23 protein-coding genes, 2 pseudogenes and 1 riboswitch are annotated in these 24,589 nt (G+C 47.3%); of the genes and pseudogenes, 6 read left to right on the top strand and 19 right to left on the bottom strand.

What is annotated here, in order from left to right; genetic code table 11:
• Nucleotides 1-8: 8 nt before the first annotated feature.
• From T472_RS01010 to T472_RS01020, 3 genes are all read left to right on the top strand, one after another.
• Nucleotides 9-455, top strand: coding sequence for a hypothetical protein (locus tag T472_RS01010; protein ID WP_023387263.1), 447 nt, complete (start codon nucleotides 9-11; stop codon nucleotides 453-455).
• A gap of 66 nt (nucleotides 456-521) precedes the next feature.
• Nucleotides 522-695, top strand: a riboswitch (cobalamin riboswitch).
• A gap of 145 nt (nucleotides 696-840) precedes the next feature.
• The gene (locus T472_RS01015; protein WP_023387264.1) at nucleotides 841-1,236 is read left to right on the top strand and encodes a hypothetical protein; all 396 of its coding nucleotides are present in this window, start codon (nucleotides 841-843) and stop codon (nucleotides 1,234-1,236) included.
• A gap of 26 nt (nucleotides 1,237-1,262) precedes the next feature.
• A complete protein-coding gene (locus T472_RS01020; protein ID WP_152975095.1) occupies nucleotides 1,263-1,814 on the top strand; it encodes a hypothetical protein in 552 nt (183 codons plus the stop codon).
• Between the two features lie 24 nt (nucleotides 1,815-1,838).
• Here the strand turns inward: T472_RS01020 and T472_RS01025 are convergent, their stop codons facing one another.
• On the bottom strand, nucleotides 1,839-2,327 hold the full coding sequence (locus T472_RS01025) for a ferritin-like domain-containing protein (protein ID WP_023387266.1): 489 nt from the start codon (nucleotides 2,325-2,327) through the stop codon (nucleotides 1,839-1,841).
• Nucleotides 2,328-2,507: 180 nt separating this feature from the next.
• Here T472_RS01025 and T472_RS01030 point away from each other — a divergent pair, with 180 nt between their 5' ends.
• Nucleotides 2,508-3,077: a manganese efflux pump MntP gene (locus T472_RS01030; RefSeq protein WP_023387267.1), complete on the top strand. Its 570-nt coding sequence runs from the start codon at nucleotides 2,508-2,510 to the stop codon at nucleotides 3,075-3,077.
• A gap of 76 nt (nucleotides 3,078-3,153) precedes the next feature.
• On the opposite strand, the gene T472_RS01035 is transcribed toward T472_RS01030, so the two are convergent.
• From T472_RS01035 to T472_RS01120, 18 genes are all read right to left on the bottom strand, one after another.
• A complete protein-coding gene (locus T472_RS01035) occupies nucleotides 3,154-4,023 on the bottom strand; it encodes a fumarylacetoacetate hydrolase family protein (RefSeq protein WP_023387268.1) in 870 nt (289 codons plus the stop codon).
• Nucleotides 4,024-4,059: 36 nt separating this feature from the next.
• Nucleotides 4,060-4,875: a TPM domain-containing protein gene (locus tag T472_RS01040; RefSeq protein WP_023387269.1), complete on the bottom strand. Its 816-nt coding sequence runs from the start codon at nucleotides 4,873-4,875 to the stop codon at nucleotides 4,060-4,062.
• Entirely contained in the window at nucleotides 4,869-5,912 is a 1,044-nt protein-coding gene (locus T472_RS01045) for a TFIIB-type zinc ribbon-containing protein (protein ID WP_023387270.1), read from the bottom strand. The genes T472_RS01040 and T472_RS01045 overlap by 7 nt, the downstream gene beginning before the upstream one ends.
• Nucleotides 5,913-5,936: 24 nt before the next feature.
• Nucleotides 5,937-7,160 carry an SPFH domain-containing protein gene (locus tag T472_RS01050; protein WP_023387271.1) on the bottom strand — a complete coding sequence of 408 codons (1,224 nt, stop codon included), beginning with the start codon at nucleotides 7,158-7,160 and terminating at the stop codon, nucleotides 5,937-5,939.
• A 175-nt stretch (nucleotides 7,161-7,335) separates the two neighbouring features.
• Nucleotides 7,336-9,267: an aconitate hydratase gene (locus tag T472_RS01055; protein WP_023387272.1), complete on the bottom strand. Its 1,932-nt coding sequence runs from the start codon at nucleotides 9,265-9,267 to the stop codon at nucleotides 7,336-7,338.
• Between the two features lie 201 nt (nucleotides 9,268-9,468).
• A complete protein-coding gene (locus T472_RS01060; protein WP_023387273.1) occupies nucleotides 9,469-10,752 on the bottom strand; it encodes a DUF4139 domain-containing protein in 1,284 nt (427 codons plus the stop codon).
• 3 nt (nucleotides 10,753-10,755) lie between these two features.
• Nucleotides 10,756-11,055: a hypothetical protein gene (locus T472_RS01065; RefSeq protein ID WP_023387274.1), complete on the bottom strand. Its 300-nt coding sequence runs from the start codon at nucleotides 11,053-11,055 to the stop codon at nucleotides 10,756-10,758.
• Nucleotides 11,052-11,939, bottom strand: a complete 888-nt coding sequence (locus T472_RS01070; RefSeq protein WP_023387275.1) for a radical SAM/SPASM domain-containing protein — start codon at nucleotides 11,937-11,939, stop codon at nucleotides 11,052-11,054. Before T472_RS01070 ends, T472_RS01065 begins: the two co-directional genes overlap by 4 nt.
• A gap of 136 nt (nucleotides 11,940-12,075) precedes the next feature.
• Nucleotides 12,076-13,569 carry an SH3 domain-containing protein gene (locus tag T472_RS01075; protein WP_023387277.1) on the bottom strand — a complete coding sequence of 498 codons (1,494 nt, stop codon included), beginning with the start codon at nucleotides 13,567-13,569 and terminating at the stop codon, nucleotides 12,076-12,078.
• 254 nt (nucleotides 13,570-13,823) lie between these two features.
• Nucleotides 13,824-14,807, bottom strand: a complete 984-nt coding sequence (locus T472_RS01080; protein ID WP_023387278.1) for an NAD(P)H-dependent glycerol-3-phosphate dehydrogenase — start codon at nucleotides 14,805-14,807, stop codon at nucleotides 13,824-13,826.
• Nucleotides 14,804-16,120: a ribosome biogenesis GTPase Der gene (der, locus tag T472_RS01085; protein WP_023387279.1), complete on the bottom strand. Its 1,317-nt coding sequence runs from the start codon at nucleotides 16,118-16,120 to the stop codon at nucleotides 14,804-14,806. Before der ends, T472_RS01080 begins: the two co-directional genes overlap by 4 nt.
• Before the next feature lie 231 nt (nucleotides 16,121-16,351).
• On the bottom strand, nucleotides 16,352-17,008 hold the full coding sequence (phoU, locus tag T472_RS01090; protein WP_023387280.1) for a phosphate signaling complex protein PhoU: 657 nt from the start codon (nucleotides 17,006-17,008) through the stop codon (nucleotides 16,352-16,354).
• Nucleotides 17,009-17,246: 238 nt separating this feature from the next.
• Nucleotides 17,247-18,926, bottom strand: coding sequence for a sensor histidine kinase (locus tag T472_RS01095; protein ID WP_023387281.1), 1,680 nt, complete (start codon nucleotides 18,924-18,926; stop codon nucleotides 17,247-17,249).
• Nucleotides 18,923-19,624: a response regulator transcription factor gene (locus T472_RS01100; RefSeq protein WP_023387282.1), complete on the bottom strand. Its 702-nt coding sequence runs from the start codon at nucleotides 19,622-19,624 to the stop codon at nucleotides 18,923-18,925. The genes T472_RS01095 and T472_RS01100 overlap by 4 nt, the downstream gene beginning before the upstream one ends.
• Before the next feature lie 138 nt (nucleotides 19,625-19,762).
• Nucleotides 19,763-20,263, bottom strand: coding sequence for a transcriptional regulator NrdR (gene nrdR, locus T472_RS01105; RefSeq protein ID WP_023387283.1), 501 nt, complete (start codon nucleotides 20,261-20,263; stop codon nucleotides 19,763-19,765).
• A gap of 15 nt (nucleotides 20,264-20,278) precedes the next feature.
• Nucleotides 20,279-21,367 (bottom strand): cell division protein FtsZ, encoded by a 1,089-nt coding sequence (gene ftsZ / locus T472_RS01110; RefSeq protein WP_023387284.1) that lies wholly within the window; start codon nucleotides 21,365-21,367, stop codon nucleotides 20,279-20,281.
• A 15-nt stretch (nucleotides 21,368-21,382) separates the two neighbouring features.
• Nucleotides 21,383-22,690, bottom strand: coding sequence for a cell division FtsA domain-containing protein (locus tag T472_RS01115; RefSeq protein WP_023387285.1), 1,308 nt, complete (start codon nucleotides 22,688-22,690; stop codon nucleotides 21,383-21,385).
• A 109-nt stretch (nucleotides 22,691-22,799) separates the two neighbouring features.
• Nucleotides 22,800-23,663, bottom strand: a complete 864-nt coding sequence (locus tag T472_RS01120; RefSeq protein WP_023387286.1) for a YitT family protein — start codon at nucleotides 23,661-23,663, stop codon at nucleotides 22,800-22,802.
• Nucleotides 23,664-24,001: 338 nt separating this feature from the next.
• Here T472_RS01120 and T472_RS01125 point away from each other — a divergent pair.
• Nucleotides 24,002-24,280 (top strand): annotated as a pseudogene (locus T472_RS01125) (type II toxin-antitoxin system RelB/DinJ family antitoxin).
• A pseudogene (locus tag T472_RS01130) lies at nucleotides 24,277-24,565 on the top strand (type II toxin-antitoxin system YafQ family toxin). Before T472_RS01125 ends, T472_RS01130 begins: the two co-directional pseudogenes overlap by 4 nt.
• The last annotated feature ends 24 nt before the right edge of the window (nucleotides 24,566-24,589 follow it).

Below are 24,589 nucleotides of genomic sequence, written 5' to 3' on the forward strand. Positions count from 1 at the left end.
AGACATATATGAGCATCGCAATTCTGAAATCTGCATTAAGCGTCCTTGCCAGGCTTGGCATCCTTGACCGCCTCATACTTGCGGGAGAACCTGCAGCTGTGCTTCTGAGAAAGGAAACTGATTTTCAAGGTATCTTCAAGGAGATACCTTTCCTTATCGAGAAGCCTTTCAGCATGCCGAAGGCAGATATCCATGAGGCCTTCAGGGCTGATGGCTTCGATTACCTGGAGGACTGCTACGGAAACCTTTCAACCTTCCACAAGGATGAGACAAGGGTTGAGTTCCATACAGGCCTTTCTGGCAGCAGCAGAGCCAAGGTCATCCAAGTTCCGTCTCTAGGACTTAACATCATGGCCGCGAGGAAATATAACAGGTTATTCGAGGACACTTCCGAGATATCATTTGACGGTATAACTTTGAGGATTACCGGTGCCGCTTCATCAGGTGATGAATGAGGCTTGCTTTCGCAAAATTCCGGATATTTCCAATTAATCAGGTTTAGTGGTATAATCCTATTTGAAAACTAAATAACACATATGGGTTTGCAGAACATCTGCACTAAGAGGGAAACAGGATAAGCCTGTGCGGTCCCGCCGCCGTATGGTACTTGATCGCCGACATAGCCACTGGGAAACCGGGAAGGCTGGCGGTCTTAATGACCAAGCCGGAAGACCTGCCCGTATGGAATCAACTTATACTTCACGGAGAATGAGGTGTTGTCAATATGGCTGATCTTTCGCCATACCGGGCATCCATTTGGATGCCTTTTGATTTGTGCAGACTCTGCATGATCTTTTCTCCAGACCGTCGCACGCGCTTTTCGACCAAAGGAGGAAGAAAATGAAGAAGAAGCTTACCGCTATACTCATCACCATTGTGCTTGCATTCGGGGCATTCTACCTGTACAAGACCTATCTGTCGCCAAAGGCAAATGAAGGCAGCAAGGAAGTGACTATTGAGATCGTAATCGAAAGGGAAAAGATTACAGAGTCGAAGACCTACAGTACAGATTCAGCGTTCCTATATGACCTGCTCACTGAAAAACAGGAGGAGCTTGGATCCGGCTTCACAAAGTTTGATTTCGGCGACATGCTGACCAAACTGAAATCGGTAGAGGCCGGAGCTGATGAATACTATCATATATATGTCAACGGTGCTGATGCAGCTGTAGGAGTAAAGGAAATCCCAGTGACAGACAAGGACACCTATAAGCTCGAGCTCAAGAAATGGAAATAGATGACCATATACGAAAGGCGAAAAAAATGGACAGACTGCCATACGAAAAGAAGAGACTCAGTGCAAAGGACATAGTTCTCATAGGTATTCTTTCGGCATCAATAACCGGTGGTAAGATGGTGCTCTCAGCAATACCCAATGTAGAGATCGTGACTCTTCTTTTCATGGTTTACACTGCGGTTTTCGGTTTGCGGAGGGCACTCTTCGTGTCAGTCATCTTCTCCACTACGGAAATACTCCTGTGGGGTGTACATACCTGGCTTATGACCTACTATATCATATGGCCTCTCCTGATACTCCTGACTGCCGCCCTTTCACGTTTCCTTAAGGGTGAGTTTTCAAGGGCAATCCTTGCAGGTGCTTTCGGACTGACCTTCGGGATTTACTTTGCACTTGTGGAAGCCATGCTGTATGGGCTAAACTACGGATTTGTCTACTATGTCAGGGGGATTCCCTTCGACATAATACATGGGGCTTCGAACTTCATCGTGGTACTCATGCTTTTCAAACCTCTTGAGCGTATGCTTGGAAGGCTTGCAAGAAACTACACGGAAAACAATGGAAATGCCGCAGATTAATTATCTCTGCGGCATTTGCCTTTCTTAATATTCCGTCTTTGTTTCACCGAACTCAGGACTTTCAACATAGTCTCCAGGTCTGTTCACATGCAGTACGATCTCCTCGACTATGGCCTTGTGGTCCTTTTCCTGATGCACCAGCGATTTGTAGACAAGCTTGGAATTCTCATCCCTGGCATTGTCATGCAGTGCCTGGTAGACCTCAATGCTCCTGGTTTCGATCTCGATCGCTTCCCTGTAGAGGTCAGGCATACCCGGTATCGACTCAAGGACCTTCCGACCTGCAGTGAACCTCTTTATAAGTTCCTGAGCCTTTTCAAGGCTAGTGCCGTCCTCAACCTTGTAGCCTGCGATGTCGTTCTGGTTCTCAAGTATCCTCTTATGGGTCTCCTCATCATCAGCAAGCATCCTGAACACTTCACCAAGGCTGTTGCCCTTGTTCTTGTCAGCCTGTTCCGTATAGTATCTGAAGCCTTCATCCTCTAGTTTTAATGCCAGTTCCAAGCTATTCATGTCACAATCCCCCATTCCTCTCAAAATTCTAGTTTAATTCTAACACATATAACTATCTAACAATTTGCGCAATTACAACTATTCTGTTAACTATCCGTGACCAAATGCCTGCCCTTTGAAGGTTGTCAATGAATTTGATCTGTGCAATAATATTATCATTGGTTTTTTGGAGGTATGAGAATGGAGCTATGGGAAATAATGTTCCTTGCTGTGGGGGTTTCGATGGACGCCTTCGCTGCAGCGATATGCAAGGGAATGGCAGCAAGGGATGCTGAAAACAAGCATTCACTTCTAACAGGTATTTTCTTCGGAGGATTCCAGGCTTTCATGCCACTTGCAGGATATTATCTCGCAAGAAGCTTCAGCGGATATATCACAACATTCGACCACTGGATCTCATTCGCCCTGCTCACCATCATCGGGGCAAAGATGATAAGGGAGTCAAGAGAGGATAAGGACGAGGAGTCCCACTGCGACGAGGTATTCAGCCTGAGGAGCCTTACGCTCCTTGCCGTAGCGACAAGCATAGATGCCCTGGCAGTCGGAGTGACCTTCGCCTTCCTTGAGGTATCGATCCTGCCTTCAGTAACGATAATAGGGATAACCACATTCCTTTTCTCATATTTTGGCGTAAGGATAGGTACGGCCTTAGGTTCAAGGATGCAGAAGCTGTCAGAGCTCTTCGGAGGTTCAGTGCTGATATTCATAGGACTCAGGATCCTCCTCACGCACCTTAACCTGATAGCCTGAGAGGAATCGCTGAAGAATAGCAAAAAAATGATGATAACAGAACATCCTGCGAAAGAAAATTCGCAGGATGTTCTTCTTATTCCATCTCGTTCTCTATATAGCCTATTCCGTCAACCTCTACCCTGACAATATCACCCTTCTTAAGAGGTTTTGGAGGCTCGAAGCCTGCACCCACTCCGCTCGGGGTTCCTGTAGCAATTATGTCTCCGGGTTCAAGTGTAAGTCCCTGTGACAGGACATTTATAAGCCTGGGTATTGGGTTGATCATTATGCTTGTGTTTCCGTTCTGCCTTGGCTCCCCGTTCACGAATGACCTCACGCCAAGGTTTCCGGCAAGGCCAAGCTCATCCTTTGTGACGATCCAAGGTCCCATCGGGCAATAACCGTCAAGGCTCTTGCCTCTGAACCACTGCGTACCGTTCTTCTGTACGTCTCGTGCCGTTATGTCGTTGAGGCATGTATATCCGAATATCACATCCAGCGCATCCTCTTCGGAGACATTTACGCATCTCTTGCCTATGATAAGGGCGAGTTCAGCCTCGTAATCCACGAAATCCGTGACCCCTTCGTGCATCGGAACCTTGCTGTAAGGACCGTTTGCGGCGTTTGTTGCCTTTGTGAAGAAAACAGGATTCTCCATTACCCTCTTAAGCGTATCGTCGTCCAGGTTCTTGATCTCCTGCACATGCTCCTCATAGTTCTTACCGATGCATATTATGTTCCTCTGCGGCTTTGGTATCGGTGACAGAAGCTCAACTCCGTCTATAGGGACAGATCCCACCATATCGAGCACATTTGCATCAATGGTCCCATTTTCCTGGATGAATGCAAGAAGCGTCTCCGGCCCCTCTACAAATATCCTGCCTGATGGAATTATCGATTTTCCTGACCTGTCGACAACACCCCAGAATTCCCTGCCATTCTCCCTGTAACTTACAATTCTCATAAAGCTCCTCCGTTATAAAAAAAATTGTTGAATATACTAGAATTTCCTGCCTCCGCCGCCATGGGTCCTTCCGCTTCCTGACCTGTGTGTTGTGCTCCTTCCTATCGAACCTCCACCGGAGCTCCTCACAGGTGCCACAGGTATTATCCTTGACGTCGTATATTCGTTTATAAGGTTGTCTGATGCTATGCCAAACTCAACCAGGCTGCTGTCCCTGAAGTTGAATGCCAGCGGTGCCGGATGCCCCTTGTACCTTCTTTTGGTAGTGGCGAAATAGCCAAGTCCTGAAGCACCTGATGCCGCGGCTCCGATAAGCCCATCGAAAAGGGAGATGCTGTTGGAACCCTCATCCTCATTGTACTGCCCCTCAGGTATCCCCTGGGCAAGGAAAGAGGAGGTTGAAGCTATGAAAGCCTCCGCACCATTATAATATTCTCCGTCAGCGAAGCCTGCAGCGAAGACATCATCAAGTATCGACTCTATCCTTACATCAGTAAGGTACCTTATTCCCTTACCGGAGGTGGAGATATACACTTCCCTGTTGTCAAAGTCCATCAGTAGCAGTATACCATCCCTGTCCGCTCCAATGCCATAGTCATTGTAGTCAAAGTAATCGTCGGCATATTCCCTGGAACTTTTCCCATCCGCATCATCTGTCGTCACAATGACAATGTCCATTGAGTACTGGTTTGAGAGTCCTTTCAGCTTGCTCTCAAGGTCAGATTCCTCAGACGTTGAGAATATTGCTGCCGAGTCAACTACAAGCAGCTTATCAGCCTTCGCTTCAACGGTTGTCCATGACATAATCAGAAAAACAACCGCAAATGCTGCCAGCGTAATCCTCCTTACCATATCAGGGCACCTCCCAAAAGCGCAAGCGCCAGGATCCCAATTCCTATGGCTGCTGATGATAGCCCGAGCTTCCTGTTATCCACCGGAAGCTCGCCATAGGAATTGCCTGTCTGCCCGTTCACAGCAAAGATGTATGTCCTGCCACCATAGAAATACGTTAATATCCATGCAGGCAGCAGAGTATAGTCCCAGTCCTTTATTGAGACATCAAGCTCCTTCCGGTGAAGCTGAACACTCCCAAAACCTGAAATTGATTCCTGGACAAGGCTTTCGGCATACCTTTCCGCCCTTTCCCGTACTGTCGGCTGTATCGATTCCTTTTCAATGTCATATTTCTCAGCGAGAAATCCGCTTAGATATGATGGTTCGAATTCGACTGCCTTCCTGTCATCATAAGGGGATATGGAGTCGAGAAGCCCCTTGTCTATCTTTTTCAGGGCGACCTCCCTTATATTCTGGACATCTACCTTACCGTGCCTTTCGATACCGAACTCCTTGACCTCCGTATATTCAGTATTTCCAGCCCGGTATACTCTCCTGTTTATCCCCTTTCCTGAATAATCAACCCTTGCCTCGGCCTCCGCTGACCAATATGGTATGTAGACACCTGAGATCTTCTCAAGCTGGGAGCCTGAGTAGAATTCCGTGGGTACATACCTCTTGGACTTCGCCCATTTGAGGAAGGTTTCCTCTGCCTTTTCCCTGCTGTAGGCAAACGGAATCACCTTATCCGGCCTGAAGGTTCCGGAAAGCCTGTCTGACAGGATCACCGGATTGTGGCAATAGTAGCAGAATGTGGCTGAGGTAGTCTCTTCAGTCACTACCTCAGCCCCACAGCTGTCACAGGTGTATCCCTTCAGATGGGCATCCTCATGTACTTTTTCCCTGTCTGCCTTGCTTTCCATGGCGTCTGTGGCTTTTCCCATCTCTTCATTCGTAAATTCACTGAGACAGAACTCGCACTTCAGCTTCTGGATTTCGGGCTCGAATTTCAGTCCCCCGCCGCAATTGGGACATTTGTATGTGGCTGTAGCCATTTTATCACATCCAACCCTTAAGTCTTAATTCGAAGGTGTTCCGCATTCAGGACAGAACCTTGGCTTTGCCCCCTTGACTTCATGTCCGCAGTTTCCGCACTTCCAGCCTTCAATCTTCCTTGCTCCGCACTCAGTGCAGAATTTCCCTGAGTTCACTGTTCCGCAGTTGCCGCACTTCCAGTCTCCTGACTGGACTACAGCCCCTGCAGCCTGTGACTTCTGTGCCTGTTGGGCCTGCTGTTCCTTCATCCTCATCTGCTCAACATTCGATTGGGAAGCCGTGCCCATGAAGCCTCCTCCTGCCTGCATCCCCATGCCCATTCCCATGAAGGTTGCCGCGCTGCCGGCTTCATTGGATCCAGCCGCCTCAAGTCCTCGTGCTATCGAGCCCTGGACATATCCTTCCCTTACGGATGGATCGCCAAGCATGGCTCCCTTGTTCCTCATGTTTATGAGTTCCTTCGACTCGTCGTCGTAGGAGATGGATGCTATACCTACAGCCTGGATTATGAATCCCCTCATGTCGTTCCAGCTCTTGTCGAGCACATCCGCCATGTATTTCGACAACTCGGTGCCCTTTGAAGCCACATGGGATATCCTTATTCCGTCAACTGACATCTTGTTCATCGCTGACTGCAGCGCTTCAAGGAACTCCGAGAGATACTGTTCGTTGATATCGCCTATCTCGACCTTGTCCGCATTCCTCGGAACTGCCTCCGCATAGAACTTCAGTGGATCCGTTATCTTTATCGAATAGTTTCCATGTGTCCTGAGGAAAAGCTCCGAATTATAGAAGTTGTCAAAGTAGTTAAGGGGATTCTTAGTCCCGAACTTAATTCCCTTGATTTCCTGAAGATTGATATAGAATACCTTCTGGGCAGTTGGAGTCACTCCGCCATATTTGACCCTGTTGAAGGTCTCCTTCAGGGCATCACCGAATTTACCAGTGAACAGCGAAGGAAGTGAAGAGTTGCTTACAGTGTAGTAGCCTTCTTCAGCTGTGAAATCAACGACCTTTCCTCCATCAACCACCATCATGAACTGATTAGGATAGACATGGATCACTGAACCGTTTGAAACGGTATTTTCAGTACCCTTTACATTGCTGTTCCTCCTGTCACCACGTCTAACCTTCCTGCCTGAAGTAAATACGGTGTTGTCGCCCATGTCGTCAGGCTCTACTACCTCAAGCCACTGGTCCGCCAGTGATCCGCCGATTGCACTTGCTATTGCCTTGATAATTCCCATTTCAAACCTCCTTGAATCTGGTCTCTGCCTTGATTATACCACAGCTGTGAAAAAAGCCGTTTTTTTAACCGGATTTTCATCATTCGTTTACATCGTCAGTGAAAACAGCTGCTTCATTGATCATTAAGCTGCAAAAAAACTGCAGAGCCTATAAAAGCCCTGCAGTCAGGAATATCTATTTGTTCTTAAGGCTCATGAGGTTAAGAAGACCTCCGGCAGCCATGACTTCTGCTTCCCTTTCCGAGAGTGCAACAGACACTTCAAAGCTTGTACCCTTGGTTACGTTGTTGACAGTCAGGGTACCAGTTGTAATGTTCTCCAGGAGGCCGCCTATTTCGAGCACATCGTTCTTGTCTATGCTGTCATAGTCATTCTCATCCTTGAAGGTTACAGGAAGTATGCCATTGTTGATGAGGTTCGCCTTGTGGATCCTTGCGAATGACTTTGCGATAACTCCCTTGATGCCAAGGTACAGTGGTGCAAGTGCGGCATGCTCCCTGCTTGAACCCTGTCCGTAGTTCTTGCCGGCAACTATGAAACCGCCGCCATTCTCCTTTGCGTTCCTCGGGAAGTCCTTGTCCAGAGGAGTAAGGCAGAATTCTGAAAGGTAAGGTACATTCGACCTGTAAGGCAGAAGGCTTGCGTTCGACGGCATGATGTGGTCTGTAGTTACATCATCCATCACCTTGATAAGGGCCTTTCCTGAAACCTCATCCTTCATCTTCGTGTTCTTGGGGAAAGGCTTTATATTAGGTCCTCTCTTGACTTCGACTGCACTTCCGTCTTCAGCCGGCTTTACGACCATGTTGTCGTTCACCAGGAACAGCTTCGGCATCTCTATGTCAAGGTCCACGTTCATGTCGAAATCCTCAGGTCCCGCTATGAACCCTGCTACAGCCGAATACGCTGCAACCTCAGGGCTTGCAAGGTAGACGTCCGCAGACTCTGTTCCGCATCTGCCCTTGAAGTTCCTGTTGAATGTCCTTAAGGAAACTCCGTCGTTGCTAGGAGCCTGACCCATTCCTATGCAGGGTCCGCAGCCTGACTCCAGTATCCTAGCGCCTGCCCCTATTATCTTCGCAAGGGCGCCATTTTGCGCAAGCATGCTCAGCACCTGCTTGGAGCCCGGGGATACTACAAGTGAGACATCCTCATGCACTGTCTTACCGTCAAGTATGCTTGCGACCTTCATGAGGTCGACATAGGATGAATTCGTGCAGCTTCCGATCGCAACCTGGGTGAGCTTCTTTCCTCTTACTGTGCTTACAGGAACAACCGCATCAGGTGAATGGGGAAGCGCTATGTTTGGTTCAAGTGTGTCAAGGTCTATGACGAGCTTTTCCGAATATACGGCATCTTCATCAGCCTTCAGTTCCCTGTAGTCCTTCTCTCTGCCCTGGGCTTTAAGGAACTCCAGAGTCCTTTCATCCGATGGGAATATGGAGGTAGTCGCGCCTAGCTCTGCACCCATGTTGGTTATGGTTCCTCTTTCAGGAACTGAAAGGTGAGCGACTCCGTCACCTGTATATTCAAATATCTTGTTGACTCCGCCCTTTACAGTGAAATGCTTAAGCACCTCAAGGATGATGTCCTTTGCCGCGGTAAAGCTCTTGAGCTTGCCCCTAAGCTCTACGTTCACTATCTTAGGCATTGGTATGTTGTATTCTCCGCCTGCCATGGCCACGGCAACGTCAAGTCCTCCTGCTCCGATCGCGAGCATTCCCATGCCGCCGCCGGTGGGAGTGTGGCTGTCCGAACCAAGAAGTGTGTCTCCTGGAACAGAAAACCTCTCAAGATGGACCTGGTGACAGATTCCATTTCCCGGCTTCGAGAAATATATGCCATGTTTCTTTGCAACTGTCTGGATATACAGATGGTCATCCGCATTCTCAGGACCGGACTGCAGCATGTTATGGTCTATATAGGCCACTGACCTCTTGGTCCTGACCTTGTCCACACCCATTGCTTCAAACTGGAGATATGCCATTGTTCCTGTGGAATCCTGTGTAAGTGTCTGGTCTATCCTTATGCCCACCTCGGATCCGGCCTTCATCTCACCGGTAACCAGATGTTCCTTGATTATTTTCTCAGCTAACGTAAGTCCCATTTCGTTCCTCCTTTGTCCTCCGATGCCAGGCAGACCTCCTGCCGGGCGATGATTAGTCAAATAATAACATGATAAAGACGGATGTTCAATATTCAATTGCAGGATTCATTCCTATTTATTTCATTTTTTATGAAATAATAACCATAATGAACATCCAATTCGCAGAAATTACAACTTGATACACGAACAATTGCATAAACTTCATCTTTCAGCAACATGCACCCTCTTGTCTGATGAGTAATCGCACCTAATCAGTACTTCTTCACCTGGCATTGCGGTAAATTTGAAAAGAAGCGTGCTGGCATCCTTCATCTCATATGGAAGGCTCGCATTTCTAACTTCGAACTTCTCCCGTATATGGTACTCGTAATGGACCGCTGCAGCTTCACCGCTATGGTTCATGACCTTGGCCTCCCATCTGACATGGTCTATACCATTGCGCTGGTTCCTGGACGTCTCGCCGCCTTCCACCAATATATCAAATGCACTTCCTGTTTTCAGCTCCACTTTGCCGCCTTCCGGTGTATGCCCAATGGATGCTTCACCCGTCAGCCTCAGCGGATTGCCGTCAAACCTGTACAGCCTGACCTTGCCCGCGGGGATCGGCATACCCAGTCCGCTTCCTCTTAAGTTCATGAATGTAATGACCGGGTGTGCTCCATCCATGGTGTTCCCCGCAAGATAATGCCTTGTGAAGGGCACCTCCCCTGCGGAAAACAACTGAACCTGCCTTGATTCTCCATCCAGCAGGTCAGTCCGCGATGGAAGTGTATACATGTGGAAATCGGAAACTGACCTTTCTGCAGCTCCGAAGCCAGGACTCGTGTCCATTGATTTGGCCATGAACATCATCTCATGCCTTTCATTTACCCTGGAGACATCACCTGCCATGAGGCTTATGTCCGCATTCATATATGACCTTCCGCTTCCGTTCGTTATCCTCGCCCATCCTGTCAGCTTCAGCTTTCCATCACTGTCTACCGCGTTGTATGCCATTGTGAATGACAGGCCGCCTGTGATGTAGGTTGCGAATATCTCTTTGCCAGCATTTTCTCCCTTCATTAGTATTCCGGGGCTTGTCCTCAATCCATCCGGATGGTCAGGAAGTATTAGCTCGTCATGGCTGTCAACATGGAGTTCTCCGGTTTCCACGTCCTGAAAGACAGGCATTCCGGAAGCCTCGAGCAGCCTGACCAGCTTAACTGACCCTGTATCCCTGTTCTTGAGGTGTACTGTCCTTCCCTTGTACCTGCTTATCAGCTTCTCCCGGCTGATGAGGTCATATTCTACGCTGTACTCCAATACATCAAGCCCTCCTGCAACCAGGGAGTCTGGCTCAAGGAGCGCCGGAACGTCAAGATACTCAATTTCCAGCTCTCCGGACGCTCCTTCCAGTACCCTCGTCTCACTTACAGTACTGAAGCCGTCGCTGTATATGGTAAGAAATAGCTCCTTAACGTCTGATGAACGGGATTGTATCCTCATATCTTATTTCCTTTCGTCCTCTCCTGAAACAGGGACATAAATGTTGAAGTGTGACATGACGATTTCTGCGACTGGTATGTATAATGCAAATAGTGCCACGTTGAGGGCAAACATTCCGAGAGGATACATCAGTATGGTGATTCCGATGATGACAGCGGTTATCTTCCTGAGTATCGAATAAAAGCCCATTATTTCCCTGTATTCAGTTCCGCAGCCAAAACAAGTAATCCCTCTTCGGCAAAGCAGTGGAGACAGCCTTTCCCTGACGGTGATCCTCTTCCCGCATTTAAGGCAGATTTTCATAGTATAATCCTGCCCTTCCTGTCAAATCTCCTGATATACGTGCATCCTTTGCAGAGGTCTTCCACAAGCCTTCTCCCGTTGAAGCCCTCGTATATGGCGGTTGCCCTGTCACCTGCAAGTATTTCCTTTAAAGGGACTTCAAAAACGTTCCCGAGTGGTATCGAGCCCTGGCTGTCGAGGCAGCATGGTACTACCGTCCCATCTGCAAGTATCCCTATGTGGTCCCTCATACCGTGGCAGAAGCCATTCTCCACAATCTCTCCTGAACCCTTCTCAGGCCAGATGAACCGTTCCTGGAAGCCCAGGTATAGTCCTTCCCTGAGTCTGATCCCGTTCTTGCCCATCCCTTCAGTCAGGATATCCCTCTCAAGCCCAAGCCTTTTAAGAATATATGATACGACTTTGTCGTTTTCCGTATTCAGTCCATCTGCCAGCTCTCTGGACAGGTTCCAAAGCCTGAGCTCAACTATCGCCCGTCCTTTGGCTTCCTCCGCAAAGTCCATGGTATCCTTAAGGTATTCTTCAAGGGGGATCTCCATGGAGTTCGCCTCATAGCTGTGGAGAGAGAAGCTCACCTTGCGAAGCGCAGGTGCTGACAGAAGGATTTCGCCCCTTGAGCCTATCAGTGTGCCGTTTGTCGCAATGTTCACCTTAAGATCCAGCTCGGAACAGACAGCAAGGAATCCTCCGATGTTTCCATTCAGGAGCGGTTCTCCCATGAGGTGAAAGCATACATGGTCCGTGAATTCAGATGCTTCTTCTGCAATGTGCCTGAATGACCTCTCATCCATTGTCAGCTTCTCCCTTCCTGTCTTAATGCAGAAGCTGCAGTCAAGGTTGCAGATGTTGGTTGTTTCTATGTAGATCCTCTTAAATCTCTTCAAGTGCTTCCGCCTTCCATATAGTTCTTCTTCAACATCCATTCTATCATAAATGCAAAGCAATCAGCGATAGCTGAAAAGGGAGAACCAAAAAGGAAGGGCTGCAGCATTTCAAGCTGCAGCCCAATGGATTTGACTGTCATGGAAGCATCTCGGCAACAGTCCTGAAGCTGTAGCCCTTGTCCTTCAGACCCTGTATGATCCTCGGAAGAGCTTCCGGAGTCTTTGCATAAGCTACATGCATGAGCACGATTCCGTTGTCCGAAGCATAGGTAAGCGCCCTGTTCACAATATAATCAGTTGTTACGGTAACTCCATTAATGCTGTCCGCCCAGTCATGGGTGTCTACTGTCCAGAGCACCGTATACGGATATCCCTGTTCGCCTGCTACCTTGAGGACTGTGCTGTTGTATTCTCCGAACGGAGGCCTGAACAGTGTCGGCCTGATTCCAAGTATGTTGGAGTATATCTTGGTGCTCTCGGTAAACTCATACCTGATTTCAGCCTCGGTCATCTCATTCATATGAGGATGTGTCAGGCTATGGTTCTGTATGCTGTGTCCTCTTGCCTTTATCTCCTTGGCAAGGTCCTGATGGTCCTGTACCCAGTATGCCCTGAGGAAGAACGTTGCCTTTATGCCATAGTCATCAAGAACATCAAGTATAGGTATGGTCTGGTCAAAAAGCCATCCTGCGTCAAAGGTCAGAGCTATGTCCAGTCCTGCCCTGTCAATGAGTCCCTTGTTTGTGGCTATCGAGCTGACAGAGGTAGAAAGATATGCAGTGTGGCACCAGCCTTTGGTTCCGTCATAGGTCACATACGCCCAGTAACCGGATACCGAGTGGACTGACACAATTGAACCCTTAGGCATCACCCTCAATATCGGATATGATGTTCCGGGTCCGCTTCTGAGGTTAAGTTCCTCTGTCGTGTATCTTGTATAGATTACGGGGTCCTCAGATGATACCTTCTGAAGGTAGTATGTGCTTGAATAGCCTGTCTTACCTGAATACACGAATTTTGCCCAACCAGCGGATTCAGAAATCACATTTACTGTAGTCCCTTTCGGTATTACTGCCAGTATCGGATATGTGGTCCCCGGACCTGACCTGAAATTCAGGTTTGCTGTAGTTATCCTGAAATCATTGACAGTTGTAGAAACAGGTACGAGATACGACATGGATGAATAGCCTGTCTTTCCCAGGTAGGTTACGTTAGCCCAGTTGTTGACGATTGATGCTGCTGTCACTGTAGCCCCTTTGGGAATGACACCTATCACAGGATACACGGTACCAGGTCCTGTCCTTATGTTAAGGTCTGCTGTAGTCATGAGCTGAACGCTTGAAGTTGTTGGCGCCGACAGGTAGGTCATCGAACAGTACCCGGTCTTTCCTGAATATGTTACCTTTGCCCAGTTGTCAACTGTTGACTGCACAGTTACAGAAGTACCTTGCGGAATCACTGCAATTATCGGATAGGATATTCCAGGACCTGTTCTAAGGTTCAGATTGGCAGTCGTCACTCTTATGTCGTCAACTGCGGATACCTTGAGCTTATTGAATCCGAATCCAGAAAACAAAAGTGTAAATACCATGATGATCGATAGTATGGTTCTTCTCCTTCTAAGTTTCATGTCATTACCCCCTCGTAATGAGAAAAGTGAAAGCCTGTATGGAACGACAAAAAACCCCATCTCTCTATGATGAAATGATAACAATAAAATCATAAGGAATTGTTTCAATATGGAGTTAAACAGGTTATTATTCGGTTACAATTCAGGAAACTTTATTGCTGGTCCTTTTTTTGGTGCCATTCATCGTAATCTTCGGGATCCACAAATTGATAAAGAGCAGCCATCACTTTTTTGGTAATGGCTGCTCTTTATGCCTATTCTGATTTCCTGTCCCTGAGCATAAGTGTCTTTATTGCTTCCTTAAGGTCTTTTCCAAGGAAGAGCACCTTGTAGATCTGGTCTGTTATGGGCATCTCTATGCCCATCATTTCCTTGAGCTCATAGAATGCCTTGGTCGCCTTTATGCCTTCAACCACCATTCCTATCTTCTCGGCCGCTTCATCCATAGTGAATCCCTGGCCAATAAGTATTCCAGCTCTTCTGTTCCTCGAGTGCATTGATGTGCAGGTGACTATAAGGTCACCCATACCTGTGAGCCCATAAAAGGTATCACGGTTTGCGCCGACGGCTTCCCCGGCCCTTATGATCTCAGTCATCCCTCTTGTCATGAGGGCTGCCTTTGCATTGTCGCCATAGCCTACTCCATCGAGGATTCCAGCCGCAAGAGCAATTATATTCTTTACTGCTCCGCCGATTTCAACCCCTATGAGGTCGTCATTGGTATATACCCTGATTGTATCTGAGAAGAACAGGTCCTGCACCTTTTCTGCTGCTGCCATGTTCCTGGAGGATGCCACAAGGGTCGTGGGCATTGACTTTGCAACCTCTTCAGCATGGCTTGGGCCGGAAAGTATCACCACCGGATTCTCAATTATCTCCTCCATCGTGACTGAGAGCCTGCCATGGGTCTGTGGATCCAGCCCCTTGGCTATGCTGATCACGATGGTCTCCTTATCAAGAAATTTCCTGACCTTTTCGCACATCTCCCGTACGACGTGGGACGGGACAGCAAGCAGGACAAAATCCTTGCCTGAAGCTGCCTCATGGAGGTCAGTCGTAGCCCTTATGTCACCCTCAAGCAGGCAGTCAGGCGTATATCTTGCGTTGGTTCGTAAGGTATTGATCTCATCTACGATCTCTTGCTTCCTGTCCCAGAGCACCACCTGGTTGTCCCTTTTTCCAAGATTGAATCCGAGGGCCGTACCGAAGCTCCCGGCGCCTATGATCCCTATTCTCATGAGCTCTTCCTCTCCCTGTACTCTATCTTTATTCCGGTTCCCTTGAAATCAAAGTTCTCCCTTAGCTGGTTCTCGATATATCTTGCATATGAGAAATGGAGACACTCCGGGTCATTGACAAAAAACACGAAGGTGGGAGGCTTTACTCCGGTCTGAGTGCCGTAGTATATCTTGAGCCTCTTTGTGCCTATGACCGGCGGCTCCTTCATCATGAGGGCCTTGCCGATGACATCGTTAAGCACTCCTGTGCCGATCTTCTTGGTATAGTTGCTGTAGCATTCCTGTGCCATTGCAAGGACCTTATGTGTCCTCTGGCCTGTTAAGGCTGATATGAACAGGAACGGTGCGTAAGCGAGGAAGTTCAGTTCAGACTTCAGATTCTTCAGGTACTTGTCCATGGTCTTGTCATCCTTCTCGATGAGGTCCCACTTGTTGACTATTACCATTATTGCCTTTCTCATCTCATGTGCGTATCCTATGATCTTCTCATCCTGGTCGGCTATGCCGTCCACAGCATCGATCATAAGAACAACAACATCAGCCCTTTCAATTGCTGTAAGGGTCCTTACCACAGAGTACCTTTCGATTTCCTCCTTGACCTTGGACTTGCGCCTAAGGCCTGCGGTATCGACAAGAATGAACTTGCCCTCTTCAGTCTCTATGTAGCTGTCAAGTGCATCCCTTGTTGTTCCTGGAATGTCCGAGACAATTGCCCTTTCTTCACCGAGGAGCTTGTTTATAAGGGATGATTTGCCCACGTTAGGTCTTCCTACAAAGGCTACCCTTACCACATCCTGGTCCTCTTCCACATCATAGTCAGGGAAATGACTTACGACCTCATCAAGAAGCTCACCAAGTCCAAGGCCCTGTGAAGCAGAAATGGTTATCGGATCCCCAAGGCCGAGGTTAAAGAATTCATATGCGTTGTCCTCATCCTTGAAGCTGTCTATCTTGTTTACTGCGAGAACAATAGGCTTTCCGCTTCTTCTGAGCATTCCTGCTACTTCATGGTCAGAATCTGTTAGTCCAGTCTTTCCATCCACAATGAAAATTATGACATCAGCTGTTTCCATTGCCACCTGTGCCTGCCTTCTCATCTGGGCAAGAATGATGTCATCTGATTTGGGCTCTATTCCGCCTGTATCTATTAACTTGAAGTTATGTCTCAGCCAGTCTGCATCTGCGTATATCCTGTCCCTAGTGACTCCCGGAGTGTCTTCCACTATGGCAATCCTATGCCCGGCAAGTCTGTTGAAAAGTGTCGATTTGCCCACGTTAGGGCGGCCAACTATGGCCACTATCGGTTTTGCCATTTATATCACCTCGAAAAATTGATTGCATTTGTATCCAATTAACTATGATACGCTATGCAGTTTCAAGAGTCAAACGCGATCTTTGGCATATTGCGGACAAATTTTACATAAAATAAGGGTGTAAACCAACCAGACCCCTACTTTCTGATGAAACGGCAAAAAAAGATACCCTCTAGTATCAGATAGGATAGCTTTCCTACTGACATAAGAGGGATCGGCAATAATCATTTTTCATAGGTTGAGCTCCACATGTTCTCCTGTCTTTATGTATATTGTCCATTCGCATACGTTTGTCATGTGGTCTCCGATACGTTCAAGATACTTCATGGCAAAATTCAGCTGCGCTGCAGTCCTTGCGAATTGAGGTTCTTCCTTTACAAATGCATACAGTTTCCTGACTGAGGCCACATAATTGTCGTCTATGAAATCATCAAGCTTGGTAACCTCATATGCCTTTTCGCTGTCCAGGCTTACGAAGGAATCCAGACCTTCCCTTATCATCCTGATGCAGGTGTCCTTCATCGCCCTTATCTCACCGGCCAGGAAGGATACTTCTTCATCTCCCAAATTGGTGGAAACCCTGGCTATGTCAACAGCATGGTCGCCAGCCCTTTCAAGGTCGGTAACCACCTTGACTGTGGTAAACAGGATCCTGAGGTCAGAAGCCACTGGCTGAAGCGTGGCGATTATCCTCACGGCTTCATCCTCGACCTGCCTCATGAGGGCATCCACGATCCCATCCCTTGACTTTACCTCTTCAGCCATTTCTATGTCCCTTTCAAGAAGCGACCTTACAGCGAGCTCCACCTGACTCTCAACCTCAGCTTCCATTGCCATGAGCTTCCTGTTTATGCCTGCTATTCCAGACTCCAATGTCCTGTATGACAATATGCATTCCTCCCGTTATCATGAAAAATGGACCAAACCGGCAAACACCCATAATTGCTAGGTATCCCGGTTTTCCAGATTTATGTCTTTCAAAGGACCTACCGGGCTTTAGTTTCCTTTCAGTCACATATCCAATATTACACAATTGATGTTGAATCCATGTTTGACGTGTGTTAGGTATTTGTAAATTGTTGAAAATGGAAAATCCGCAATACCCGGTTTTCCCAGGCATTGCGGACTAATCCATTGGCAATGATACAGTGAATGTGGTGCCTTTTCCAACTTCTGATTCTACCTTTATCTCGCCCTTCATTGACAATACTATATGCTTGACGATTGCAAGTCCCAGACCAGTTCCGCCTTTAGCCCTGTCCCTTGACTTGTCGACCCTGTAGAACCGTTCGAAGAGCCTTGGAAGATGCTCCTCCGGTATTCCTACGCCGGTATCCTTCACAGACAGTACCAGCTTTCCACCTGACTTCTCGATGCGGACCTTCACCTTGCCGTTGGGCTCAGTGTACTTTATCGCATTGTCCACCAGGTTTATGACCATCTGATTGAAGTTGTCCCTGTCACCCATGAGGATTGGTGTACCCGATGCTGTAAGCGTCAGCTCTATGCTCTTGGCTACAGCCATCTGATGCAGCATGTCGCAGATCCTTCTCGTTTCCTCGACAGTGTCGATCTCCTCTGTCTTAAGCTCCCTGTTCTGCTCCAGAGATGAAAGCGACAATATGTCATTTATAAGCCTTGTAAGCCTTTCAGCTTCTTCATTGATGATGTCAAGGAACTTTATCCTTGTCTTTTCATCATTGACAAACCTCAGTGTCTCTGAGAATCCCTTTATTGATGTCAGAGGTGTCTTGAGCTCATGGGATACGTTTGCTACAAACTGGCTTCTGAGGTTCTCAAGCCTCTTTATGTCAGTAAGGTCCTGTATGACTATGACTACCCCGACCTTGTTCATCCTTTCTCCAAGTATGTCCGCCTTCTTGATCTTGAGGTCTTTGCCTTCAAGAGTCCTTATGGAAGCCACTTCCTCATCCGATCCCAGATATTCATATACGGTTGCAAGGTTCTGTATGCTTCCGATATTCATTCCCAGCGTATCTCCCCTGACACTGAACAGCTGCTTGGAAAATGGGTTCATCATTATAATGTTTCCGTTGTTGTCCAGGGCTATTACACCTGAATCCATGCTTTTCAGGATCGCTTCAAGCCTGTTCTGTTTCTCCAGGGATTCCACTATGGTCGTCTCCAGCCTTTCGGCCATGTTGTTGAAGTTCCTTGAAAGCCTTGCAAGGTCCTCATCCTGCTTCAGCTCGACCCTCCGTGACAGCTCTCCCCTTGCAATCCTGTCTGTGGCAAAGGACAGTTCCTCAACAGGCTCAAGAAGGAAGCCTGACAGCCTTAGAATTATTATTGATGATGCAAGGATCACCAGGAAAAGTGCAGTTGCGAGGTACTTGATATAATTGCTGCTTAAGTCGAAGTTGCTGAATGGGTAGGCTGAACGTATGTAGCTTCCGTCTTGAAGCATCAGTGCAGAATAGACCATCCTTATCCCGATGCTTGCAGACATCCTGATGTCAGTACCTACCGCACCTTTTGACGCCTCAATGATCTCCTTCCTGTAAAGATGGTTTTCAGAAATATCATCCTTCAGGCTGTCATACAGAATATCCCCGGAGCTTGAAATGTATGTGATCCTGGTACCCTCAGGAACCGACCTGAATATCCTTACAAGGTCCGGATCTCCTGATTCGATGTAGCTGGCAAGTATCCGGTTGGTCTCAGCAAGCTTATCCTTGATGTGGTCTGTATTCTGCAGGTCCGCTATTAGCAGGAATGCCGCTGTCATGAACAGAACAATGAATGCGATGGCAATGATGAATGATGTGACCGTCCGCCTTCTCATCCTTCGATGTCATTGAACCTGTAGCCTATTCCTCTGACAGTCTCGATGTACACCGGATTCTTGTCATCATTCTCCAGCTTCTGTCGAAGATGTCTTATGTGAACATCTACAGTCCTAGTTTCCCCTGCATATTCGTATCCCCAGATCTTGTCGAGGAGCAGGTCCCTTTTCATCACCTTGCCTCTGTTCTTGATCAGCGTATCAAGCAGCTCATATTCCTTCAGCGTTAGCTCCACCTTCTCATCTCCCTTGGTCACCATATGCTTGTTGTAGTCGATTGTTACATTTGAGAAGGTAAACGTACTGCTGTTGTCCTCGGCAGGCACCACACGCCTCAGGAGGGCCTTTATCCTTGCCATCAGTTCCCTTACCGAAAATGGTTTGGTCATGTAGTCGTCCGCTCCGAGCTCAAGTCCAAGGATCTTGTCAATCTCTTCGGACTTTGCAGTAAGCATGATGATAGGGGTATTCTTAAGCTCCTCATCCCTCCTTATGTTCTTGCAGACTTCAAGTCCATCCATCTGAGGAAGCATAAGGTCCAGCACAATGAGTGAAGGCTTGGTCTCTTTGGCCTTGGCAAGACCATCAAGTCCGTTATAAACCACATCGGTAATGTAGCCTGCAGTATCAAGGTTGTATTTTATGAGCTCCACTATATGCTCTTCATCATCTATTACTAGTATCCTGTCTGATGCCATCTTAAAACCTCCATAACGAATCTTTACTTCAATTTAACCACAGTAAGTGTTTTTTTACCAATGCAACAAGCCCGGTTTACCTAAAATTAACCTGAAACCCACTAAAAGAGGCGGCCTGATCTCTCAGTCCGCCTTACACTACCTGTGGTTTCCGTTCTTTCCGTTTTTCCCGTTCCTTAAACCTTCACCCGAGCCCATGAGGCTCTTGATCTCCTCAAGGAATGTGTTGATATCCTTGAACTGCCGGTACACTGAAGCGAACCTCACATAGGCGACTTCATCGATGTCCTTCAGATGAGACATTACCATCTCGCCGATTTCCGAGCTGGAAATCTCAGAGATCATCCTGTTGGATACGGTCCTCTCAATGTCAGTGGCTATAGCTTCAATCTGGGCCCTTGATACGGGACGTTTCTGGCAAGCCCTGATAAGACCTGTTATGATCTTGTTCTTGTCGAAGTTCTCCCTGCTTTCATCCTTCTTTATCACAAGGATAGGGATATCCTCCACCTTTTCATAGGTTGTGTATCTCTTGCCGCAGGAGAGGCATTCCCTTCTTCTCCTGATGGCTGAATTGTCCTCGATAGACCTTGAATCGATGACCTTGCTCTCTGAAAAAGCGCAGAAAGGGCACTTCAAACTATCTCACCCACTTTACTTGTATCTGTTTCTGAGGAATGGAGGTATTTCAAGCTGGTCCTCTGAAACATCTGCAAAGACTGCCTCTTCTGTCTTCTTCTCTTCAGCTGCCTTTAACTGGACCTTTTCCTCTTCCTTGCTATATACCCTGACTTCATCAAAGCCTGTGGCGATGACTGTTATCTTGATCTCATCCTTAAGGCTCGGGTCGATCACTGCACCGAATATTATGTTCGCCTCAGGGTCTGCGGCTTCCTTTACAACCTCTGCAGCTTCGTTGACCTCCATGAGTGACAGGTCATCTCCGCCAGTAACATTGATAAGTATACCTGTTGCTCCATCTATCTTTGTCTCAAGAAGTGGTGAGGATATAGCTGCTGTCACAGCATCCACCGCCTTCTTCTCGCCTTTTCCGTATCCTACTCCCATGTGGGCAAGTCCCTTGTTGAGCATTATTGTCCTTACGTCGTTGAAGTCAAGGTTGACCAGACCGTTGTCGGTTATGAGGTCAGTAATACCCTGAACGCCCTGCCTGAGGACATCGTCAGCTTTCTTGAAGGCTTCCTTGAAGGTTGTCCTCTTGTCTACTATCATGAGCAGCCTTTCATTAGGAATGGTGACAAGGCTGTCTACCCTGTCCTTGAGCTTCTCGATTCCTACCTCTGCGTTCTTCATCCTTGTCTTGCCTTCAAACATGAATGGCTTTGTTACGACTCCGACAGTGAGTATTCCCATGCTCCTTGCAATGTCAGCTACGACAGGTGCAGCACCGGTACCTGTACCGCCGCCCATTCCTGCTGTTATGAACACCATGTCAGCTCCCTTGAGCGCTGATGCAATCTCGTCCTTGGATTCCTCCGCCGCCTTCTCACCGATTTCAGGATTGGCTCCTGCTCCAAGTCCTCTGGTAAGCTTTTCGCCTATCTGTATCTTGTGTGTGGCATTCGATGAAAGCAACGTCTGCTTGTCGGTATTTATCGATATGAAATCAACATTGCCGAGTCCCTCTATGATCATCCTGTTGACAGCGTTGTTGCCGCCGCCACCGCATCCCACTACTTTTATGTTAGCTGGTCCTGAAACTTCGAAATCAAAGTCTAACACTGATTTTCCCCCTTGCTATCTTCCAAAAATATTTCTGATCTTATTGAAAATGGACACTTTTTCTTCTTCATATTCGTCATGGTCGAATTCCTCATTTACCTTCGGAGGTTCTTCCTCACGGGTCTTTACATATCCTGAGGTCTTCTTGAAGTCATGCTTGTGTCGCTCGAAAAATTCCTCATCGGTCAGGTATTCACCTGAAGTCCTTGAAAGCTGGTTTTCATCACCTGCTGACTCATTATCCAGTAACTTCCTGTAATGGATGGTGTTCAGTACGTTATAGGCGATCCCGCTGGCCTGGACTGTTAAAATTCCGTTATTTTTAATTATATCAGATGTAATAAAATTTGTGGACTTCTTTGCTTTTATTTCAGACAAATTTTTGATGTCATCAAATCCGCACAGACCTCCGCCGTAGAACACCACCTTTTCGACCTGTTCTCCGCCTTCGTAGGTATCCATTTCCTTCTTTGCAAGTGAGATCATCTCGTTCACCCTTGCCTTGACAACTTCAACAGCAAGCGCCGTTCGGTCATCGGACCGGTCAAGCTTTCCGGAACCAATGGATTTCTTGAATTCCTCAGCCTCAAGCAGGGACATTCCCATAACTATAGAAAGGTCTTTGGTTATGTTCCTTCCCCCGAGCGGTATTATCTTCGGTACGGAAAGCCTGTCTCCCTTGTAAAGGACCACTCTTGTTGAATTTGCCCCCGTATCCACGAGGAACACTCCGTTCTCCTTGTCACTTCTGCCAAGGAGCAGGCTGGCAGCTGATTCAGATGAAAGACCTGTACCGATCACCCTTGTCCTTGCATATGCACATGCCTCGTATACCGACTCCACATATTCTCTGCCTGCAATCACAACCTGAGCCCTTATCTCGAGAAGGGACCCCTTCACCCCGATCGGATTCCTGTACGGAATATCATCTATGTAATACTTCGGGATTATGATGTCGACTATCTCCTCTTCAGGCTGAAGCGGGATTATCTGTGCCATATCGATTGCCCTGTCAATATCCGATTCGTCGACACTTCCGTTCTTGATCGCGCTTTCTCCTGTTGAATCCGCAAGCCTGCAGTACTCTGAAGGGATGTTTATGTAGACGGAGCTTAGGTCGCTGGATGCCTTGTCCTCCAAGATCCTTATCGCTTTCTTGATCGATTCGCCGACAGCCTTTGCGTCAGTTATGCCGTCCCTTGTCACTCCGCTTGATTCAGCCACAGCCCCAAAGAGGGTGTTCTCATCTTTTGTCGACAGGAGTGACGCCTTTATATAATGAGTGCCTATATCAAGACCTACGACACGATGTTCTCCAGCCATGAAAGGACCTCCTTCCGAAAATCATCATTTAATCCCATTATACATACAGCGGCAGCAGTTTTGTCTATAAATACAAAATTTCACCAAATTTTGCAAGAATTTCGTGAAATCAGCCTCTTCTGGAAAATCCTTCTCCGGAAACCTCAGTAACGGTATTTACTGACAGGAAGGCCCCCTTGTCATGCTGCTCTATGAACAGCTTTAGCCTTATGAACTCCCTTCTTGTAAGTATCGAGTATATTATCTCGTTGTCTATGCCAGTATATGCACCACGACCCTTGATAAGGGTTGCCCCTCTGTTGAGGTCCTTCATAATGAATTCCATGATGCTTCGCTTCTCATTGGCGATCACCATGACCTCCTTCCTTGAAGAGAAACCATCGATTACCTTGTTGATGACGGCTCCGCAAAGATATACTGACAGAAGCTGGTAGAGTCCTATCTCAACTCCGAAGGTAAACAGGGAGAACAGTGTGACCAGACAATCGACTGCAACAATGGACCCTACCTGTTCGAAATGAAGATACCTGTTGATGATGGTCCCGATAAGGCTTGTTCCGCCGATTGAAGCTCCCCTGTTAAGGATGATCCCGACACCGACCCCCATGAGAGCGCTTCCGAAAATGGATCCAAGAAGAAGGTCATCCGTAAGCGGGCCATGGTATAGCCTTGATTCGAGAAAATAGACTGCAACAGACAGTCCGAGCGACGAATAAAGCGTCTTCTCCCCGAAGCCCTTGCCCATGAGCAGAAATGCTGCAAGAAGAAGTAATGCATTGATTGCTATCATGAGTATTCCTGTAGGTATTCCTGTGAAGCTTCCAAGAGCCAGTGCTATTCCCTGGACACCTCCGGCTGCCAGCCTGTTAGGATTGAAGACATATACTATAGACGCAGCCGTCATTAGAATGCCTATGGTTATCAGAATGTAGTCCTTGATTATTCCCTTTATGCTTCTGTCATTTGCTCCCAATTGCAACCTCCGCGAAATGTATTCATATTGAATATACATCGTTTGAAGGTTAGTTTCCATACTCCAGCAGCGTACATTTAGTATTTTTTGACCATGAGAGAAAAATCAGAACTAATTGCTTTTACTTAACCTTACATCTCTATTTCTCAGTCCCGAACAGAAAAATCAATAATTCACCAGGTTCTCCACAATTCAGGAAACTGTCCTCGCATAGCCATTGAGGTTGTTAATAATAGTTCCTGCATCTCAATTAATAACATTATTCATGCAATGTAATTATTTTTTCGTGCAGATTGTTAATAATTGAATTAATAAGTAAGAGCGAAGGGGATGATTGGATGGCAAGTTCCTCAACAAACATAAGCATGCGTATGGACTCAGAGCCGAATACTCAGGCTGATGCCTTGTTTGCTGAATTTGGTATGAATATCTCTACGGCATTCAACATTTTCGTCAGACAGGCAATCCGTGAAGGTGGTATACCATTTTAAATTTCAATAAATCAGCCAAACAAGGAGACTATTTCCGCCATGCTCGAATCCGAGAGAATTGTGAAAGACCCATCGGTCAAAGGATACGATGATTTGGACGAGCTTTTCAAGGACCTTAAGAAATGAGGAAGACAAGGTACACAGTCAAATTGACGACACAGTTCAAAAGGGACTATAAGTTGGCTATAAAGCGCGGTCTCAACACTAAACTCATCTGCGAGGTAATTACACTATTGTCAATTGGAGAGTCACTACCTGAAAAGAACAAGGACCACGCTTTTTCTGGTGGCTGGGCAGGATTCCGGAATGCCAAATTCAGCCTGATTGGCTGCTGGCCTGCAGAATTTCTGAAGATGTCCTGATTTTGACACAACACGTACAGGTTCTAACAGCGACCTGTTTGGAAAATAAAAGGGGCGCTTCGCTGTTTTAAGT

This window comes from Youngiibacter fragilis 232.1 (genome assembly GCF_000495435.3).
GTDB classification, from domain to species: domain Bacteria; phylum Bacillota; class Clostridia; order Clostridiales; family Clostridiaceae; genus Youngiibacter; species Youngiibacter fragilis.